Raw genomic sequence first — 6,104 nt, forward strand, 5'->3', positions numbered from 1 at the left:
CGCGCAATGTACCTCGTCGGCTCAACGCAATTGCAGGCGCCAGGCGCGGTGGATCCGGTTGTTACGGGCAAAGTCCGGGTCCAGCGTCTGGGCGGTGATTTCTTCCACTGCATAGCGCGCCATCAGGTGCTCGTCGAGCTGGAACTTGCGGAAGTTGTTGGAGAAGTACAACACGCCATCCGGCGCCAGGCGAGCCATGGCCAGGTCCAGCAGCTGTACGTGGTCACGCTGCACGTCGAACACACCTTCCATGCGCTTGGAGTTGGAGAAGGTTGGCGGGTCGATGAAGATCAGGTCGTAGCTGTCGCGGTTAGCTTCCAGCCATGCCATCACATCACCCTGCTCCAGGCGGTTGCGCTCGGAGAAGCCATTGAGCGCCAGGTTGCGCCGCGCCCAGTCGAGGTAGGTTTTCGACAGGTCGACACTGGTGGTGCTGCGTGCGCCGCCCTTGGCCGCATGCACCGAAGCCGTGGCGGTGTAGCAGAACAGGTTGAGGAAACGCTTGCCGGCAGCCTCGCGCTGGATACGCATGCGCATCGGGCGGTGGTCAAGGAACAGCCCGGTGTCGAGGTAGTCGGTGAGGTTGACCAGCAGCTTGACGCCACCTTCGTTCACCTCCTGGAAGCGGCCCTCGGTGGCCTGGCGCTCGTACTGGCGGGTACCGCTCTGCCGCTCGCGGCGCTTGAGCACTACACGCTGCGGCGAAATACCCAGTGCCTGGGGGATGGCCGCCAGGGCATCGAGCAGGCGCGATTGAGCCTTCTCCGGGTCGATCGAACGTGGCGCGGCGTACTCCTGCACATGCACCCAGTCGTGGTACAGGTCGACCGCCAGGGCGTACTCGGGCATGTCGGCATCGTACAGGCGGTAGCAGTCAACCTGCTCGCGGCGGGCCCACTTGCCCAGTTGCTTGAGGTTCTTCTGCAGGCGGTTGGCAAACATCTGCGCCCCTTCCGACAGGCGCGCCGGCTCACTGGCAACCGGCGCTTGCTCACGGATTTCGGCGTTGTCAGCCTGCGCTTCGCGGCGCTCACCCGTCACGAACTGGTCGGGCTGCACCTTGAACAGCAGCAGCTTGCACGGCAAGGCGCCGTTCCAGAACGCGTACTGCTTGTGGCTGCGAATACCCATGCGCTTGCCCAGCTGCGGCGCGCCGGTGAACACCGCCGCCTCCCAGCCCATGCAGGCCTGGCGCAGGCGCTCGCCCAGGTTCTGGTAGAGGTACAGCAGGCTGGCTTCGTCACCCAGGCGCTCGCCATAGGGCGGGTTGCTGATGACCAGGCCTTTCTGGTTCTGGTCCGGGCGTGGCTCGAAGGTACTGACCTCGCCCTGATAGATTTTCACCCAGTCGCCCAGACCGGCGCGCTCGACGTTGTTGCGGCCCGGCTGGATCAGCCGCGGGTCGGCTTCGTAACCGCGGATCCACAGCGGTGGCTTGGCCAGGCCGGCCTGCGCCCGCGCCTGCGCCTCATCGTGTACCTTGCGCCACAGCGCCGGCACGTGGCCGAGCCAGGCACTGAAACCCCAACGTTCACGCTTGAGGTTGGGCGCGATATCGGCAGCGATCATCGCCGCTTCGACCAGGAAGGTACCCACACCACACATCGGGTCGGCGAGTGCGCCACCTTCGGCGGCAATGCGCGGCCAGCCCGAGCGGATCAGCACTGCTGCCGCCAGGTTTTCCTTCAGCGGCGCAGCACCTTGCTGCAGGCGATAGCCGCGCTGGTGCAGGCTGTGGCCGGACAGGTCGAGGGAAAGAATGGCCTCGCCACGGTCCAGGCGCAGGTGCACACGCACGTCAGGGTCGATCTTTTCCACCGACGGGCGCAGGCCTTCGCGGTTGCGCAGCTTGTCGACGATCGCATCCTTGACCTTCAGCGCACCGAAGTGGGTGTTGTCGATGCCCGAGCCATGGCCGCTGAACTCCACCGCGAGGGTGCCGTCGGCTGCCAGGTGGTCGGCCCAGTCAACCGCGTTGACGCCGTCATAAAGGTCGTCGGCGTTCTTCATGGAGAAGCGCTTGAGCACCAGCAGCACCCGGTTGGCCAGGCGCGACCATACGCACAGACGGTAGGCGGTTTCCATGTCGGCGGCGCCGCGAATGGCCGAGGTGTGCTCACGCACCTCGTCAAGGCCAAGGCCCTTGGCCTCTTCGGCAAGCAGGCTTTCGAGGCCTTTGGGGCAGGTGAGGTAGAGTTCGAAACGGTCCGACATGAGTATTCCAGAGCCTTGGGCTATTTGACTGACGAGGCGACGCATCGCCACGCGATGTTTGCCCGCATGCCTTTCCAGCAGGCGTGCGGGTGGCCTTTTCTGGCACATAAGCGTGCCGCGAAGGGCCGGGCCGCCTGACCGATCTGCGCTCGGCCAAGTGGCAAAGAGAGCTTAGATCATCAGGCAGTACAAAAAATTCTGGCGATGGAGGGGCCTGTGTGACCCTTCGTCGCATTTCAAATTATTTCTGTCACCCGCGAGCAACGCTGGCGAAATGACGTCAATGATCAGCAAACCCTGATCATAGCGGGCTAAACCTCAAATAAGGTTAAGTCGCATTTATTTACTTATCCCCTGACCCTATGAAAGGTTACGTGCTTATGACAAATCGATCATTCACACCGTGACTCGCATTCGTTAGAACTGGTCTCAGGCCGCTTCGCAACGAGGCGGCACTTTCAGCTCGCCACGCCGGCAGCGAGCGCAAACCGGCAGAAAGACTCTGCCCGGCCTCAGAGAGGCCGACGGGACATTACAGTCAACAAGTGAGGGCAACACCCTATGAGAAGACTTAAGCGTGATCCGTTGGAAAGAGCATATTCACGTGGCTACCAATACGGGGTCACCGGCAAATCCCGCGAACTTTGCCCCTTCAATCTTCCTTCTGTTCGCCAAGCCTGGATCAACGGCTGGCGCGAAGGTCGCGGTGATAACTGGGACGGAATGACTGGCACCGCTGGCATCCATAGACTCAACGAAAATCACGCCGTTGGCTGATCGAGGACACTGAATTCGATTTACCATGCACGCCCCATCCGGGCGGCGGGCGAAGGCCCAGGGGCCCCTTGAAGGGGCCCTTTTTTTTGCCTGTCGATCAAACCCGTGGCATTGCCGCGATAGCGTCCACCGCCTCGCGGATCAGTGCCGGGCCTTTATAAATGAAGCCCGAGTAGATCTGCACCAGGCTCGCCCCGGCGGCGATTTTCTCGGCAGCGTGGCGGCCTTCGGTAATGCCACCGGCAGCAATGATCGGCAGCTTGCCGCCCAGCTCGCCTGCCAGCACCTTGACGATGTGGGTGCTCTTTTTAAGCACCGGCGCGCCCGACAGGCCGCCCGCCTCGCCACCGTACGGCAGCCCCTCGACACCTTCACGACCCAGCGTGGTGTTGGTGGCAATTACCGCATCCATACCCGATTCCATCAGCGCGGCTGCGACCAGTGCGGTTTCTTCGTCGCTCATGTCCGGGGCAATCTTGATGGACAGCGGCACGCGCTTGCCATGGGTAGCGGCCAGTTGCTCACGGCGCACGGCCAGGGCATCGAGCAGCTGCTTCAGCGAATCACCAAACTGCAGGCTGCGCAGGCCCGGGGTGTTCGGCGAACTGACGTTGACGGTGATGTAGCTGGCGGCGGTGTACACCTTGTCCAGGCAGATCAGGTAGTCATCGACGGCACGCTCGACCGGGGTGTCGAAGTTTTTGCCGATGTTGATGCCCAGCACACCGCTGTAGCGCGAGGCTCGTACCCGGTCGAGCAGGTTATCGACACCCAGGTTGTTGAAGCCCATGCGGTTGATGATGGCCGTGGCCTCCGGCAGGCGGAACAGCCGTGGCTTCGGGTTGCCCGGCTGCGGGCGCGGGGTGACGGTGCCGATCTCGACAAAGCCGAAGCCCAGCTGGGCAAAACCGTCGATGGCCGCGCCGTTCTTGTCCAGGCCGGCAGCCAGGCCCACCGGGTTGGCGAAGTTCAAGCCCATGACCGAAACCGGCAAGGCCGCCGGCTGCTTGCACAGCATGCCGTTGAGGCCAAGGCGGCCACCGGCACCGATCAGGTCCAGGGACAGGTCGTGGGAAGTTTCCGGAGAAAGCTTGAACAGCAGCTGGCGGGCCAGGGTATACATGGGCGGGCAAGACTCGGGGTGAGTGAGGGGGCGATTATAGCCACCGTGGCGCTGACAGGACAGTAAATCATGGGGCCACTGCAGGCCTGGCACATCGGTTGCACCGGTTTGGCCCACAGCCTAATCAGTACAGGCGAGGAACCTTGTGAACACTGCACCCCGAGCAACGCCCCTGGCCTGGGTCAACGGCAGCGATGCGCCCGAGAAGCCCAGCCTGAACATCGGCTACATGGCCCTGACCGACTGCGCCTCGGTGGTGGTCGCGGCCACCCAGGGCTTCGCCCAGCAACACGGCCTTACCCTCAACCTCAAGCGCCAGGGCTCTTGGGCGGGGCTGCGCGACAAGCTGGTCAGCGGCGAACTGGACGCCGCGCACTGCCTGTATGGCCTGGTCTACGCCGTGCATCTTGGCATTGGTGGCGTACCGGCCAGTGATATGGCGGTGCTCATGGGGCTGAACCAGAACGCCCAGGCCATCAACCTGTCCCCGGCCCTGCAGCGCAAAGGCGTGACCAACCCTGAAGCACTGGCGCGATTGGTGCACCAGCATGGCGCGCGCCTTACCTTCGCCCAGACATTCCCCACCGGCACCCACGCCATGTGGCTGTATTACTGGCTGGCCAGCCAGGGCATCCACCCACTGCGCGACGTGGACAGCGTGGTGGTGCCGCCGGCACAAATGGCCGCACATATCCAGGCCGGGCGCATCGACGGCTTTTGCGTGGGCGAGCCCTGGGCCGCCGATGCGGTTGCCAAGGGCCAAGGCTTCACCCTCGCCACCAGCCAGTCGATCTGGCCGGACCACCCGGAAAAAGTCCTGGCCTGTGCCCGCGCCTTTGCCGAGCAGTACCCCAACAGCGCCCGCGCCTTGATCAAGGCAATCCTCGCCGCCAGCCGGTTCATCGAGCAAAGCCCGGAAAACCGCCGCAGCACCGCGCAACTGCTCAGCGGCAGCGCCTACCTGGACACGCCGCTGGAGAGCATCGAGCCACGCCTGCTCGGCCACTACCATGATGGCCTGGGCAACCACTGGCAAGACCGGCATGCCCTGCGCCTGTTCGACCATGGCCGGGCCAACTTGCCGTATCTGTCTGACGGCATGTGGTTCATGACCCAGTTCCGCCGCTGGGGCCTGCTGCGCGAAGACCCCGACTACCTCGGCGTGGCCCGCCAGGTACAACAACTGGCACTGTATAGCGAGGCGGCGCAAAGCCTTGGCGTAGCGTGCCCTTCGCTGCCGATGCGCAGCAGCCTGCTGATTGACGGCAGCTGCTGGGACGGCAGCGACCCCTACGGCTACGCCCGCAGTTTCAGCCTGCATGCACTGGGCGAATTGCCCGATGCCCGTGTCGGCGCGTGAGGGGGACCAACATGTTGCGCATCCTGCTGATTGACGACACCCAGCACAAACTCGGCCGCCTCAAGGCGGCGCTGATCGAGGCGGGCTTCGACGTCACCGAAGCCCCAGGCTTGACCATCGACCTGCCCGCCTGCGTCGAAACGGTGCGCCCGGATGTGGTGCTGATCGACACCGACTCACCCGACCGTGATGTGATGGAACAGGTGGTGCTGGTCAGCCGTGACCAGCCGCGCCCCATCGTGCTGTTCACTGACGAGCACGACCCCGGGGTGATGCGCCAGGCGATCCAGGCGGGCGTCAGTGCCTATATCGTCGAAGGCATCCATGCCGCCCGGTTGCAGCCGATTCTGGATGTGGCCATGGCCCGCTTCGAAAGCGACCAGGCACTGAAGGCGCAGTTGGTGGCACGCGACCAGCAACTGGCCGAACGCAAACGCATCGAGCAGGCCAAAGGTTTACTGATGAAAATGAAAGACTGCAACGAAGAACAGGCCTACACCCTGATGCGCCGCCAGGCCATGAGCCGGCAGCAGAAGCTGATCCAGGTGGCAGAGCAGATCATTTCCATGCACGAGATGCTCGGCTAGCAGCGCAGGCCCTTGTGGGAGCGGCCTTGTGTCGCGATAGGGC

The 6,104-nt window shown here is 63.7% G+C and carries 5 protein-coding genes; 3 read left to right on the plus strand and 2 right to left on the minus strand.

The genetic code is table 11. The features are described from left to right. Positions 1-21: 21 nt before the first annotated feature. Positions 22-2,214, minus strand: a complete 2,193-nt coding sequence (gene rlmKL, locus ACN6NG_RS21285; RefSeq protein ID WP_016500782.1) for a bifunctional 23S rRNA (guanine(2069)-N(7))-methyltransferase RlmK/23S rRNA (guanine(2445)-N(2))-methyltransferase RlmL — start codon at positions 2,212-2,214, stop codon at positions 22-24. 561 nt (positions 2,215-2,775) lie between these two features. On the opposite strand from rlmKL, the gene rmf reads away from it, so the two are divergent. Beyond that, positions 2,776-2,991 carry a ribosome modulation factor gene (rmf, locus tag ACN6NG_RS21290; RefSeq protein WP_003248687.1) on the plus strand — a complete coding sequence of 72 codons (216 nt, stop codon included), beginning with the start codon at positions 2,776-2,778 and terminating at the stop codon, positions 2,989-2,991. 97 nt (positions 2,992-3,088) lie between these two features. On the opposite strand, the gene ACN6NG_RS21295 is transcribed toward rmf, so the two are convergent. After that, positions 3,089-4,114, minus strand: coding sequence for a quinone-dependent dihydroorotate dehydrogenase (locus tag ACN6NG_RS21295; protein WP_474316064.1), 1,026 nt, complete (start codon positions 4,112-4,114; stop codon positions 3,089-3,091). A gap of 145 nt (positions 4,115-4,259) precedes the next feature. On the opposite strand from ACN6NG_RS21295, the gene ACN6NG_RS21300 reads away from it, so the two are divergent. Beyond that, positions 4,260-5,474 carry a CmpA/NrtA family ABC transporter substrate-binding protein gene (locus tag ACN6NG_RS21300; RefSeq protein WP_474316066.1) on the plus strand — a complete coding sequence of 405 codons (1,215 nt, stop codon included), beginning with the start codon at positions 4,260-4,262 and terminating at the stop codon, positions 5,472-5,474. A gap of 11 nt (positions 5,475-5,485) precedes the next feature. Beyond that, complete coding sequence (locus ACN6NG_RS21305) at positions 5,486-6,061, plus strand: ANTAR domain-containing response regulator (protein ID WP_063425138.1); 576 nt, start codon at positions 5,486-5,488, stop codon at positions 6,059-6,061. Positions 6,062-6,104: the final 43 nt, after the last annotated feature.

It is taken from the genome of Pseudomonas sp. TSO6 (genome assembly GCF_056098905.1).

Bases quoted from the DNA above. Each gene is read 5' to 3' on its own strand.
- rlmKL (WP_016500782.1), bottom strand. From the start codon at position 2,214: ATGTCGGACCGTTTCGAACTCTACCTCACCTGCCCCAAAGGCCTCGAA.
- rmf (WP_003248687.1), top strand. From the start codon at position 2,776: ATGAGAAGACTTAAGCGTGATCCGTTGGAAAGAGCATATTCACGTGGC.
- ACN6NG_RS21295 (WP_474316064.1), bottom strand. From the start codon at position 4,114: ATGTATACCCTGGCCCGCCAGCTGCTGTTCAAGCTTTCTCCGGAAACT.
- ACN6NG_RS21305 (WP_063425138.1), top strand. From the start codon at position 5,486: ATGTTGCGCATCCTGCTGATTGACGACACCCAGCACAAACTCGGCCGC.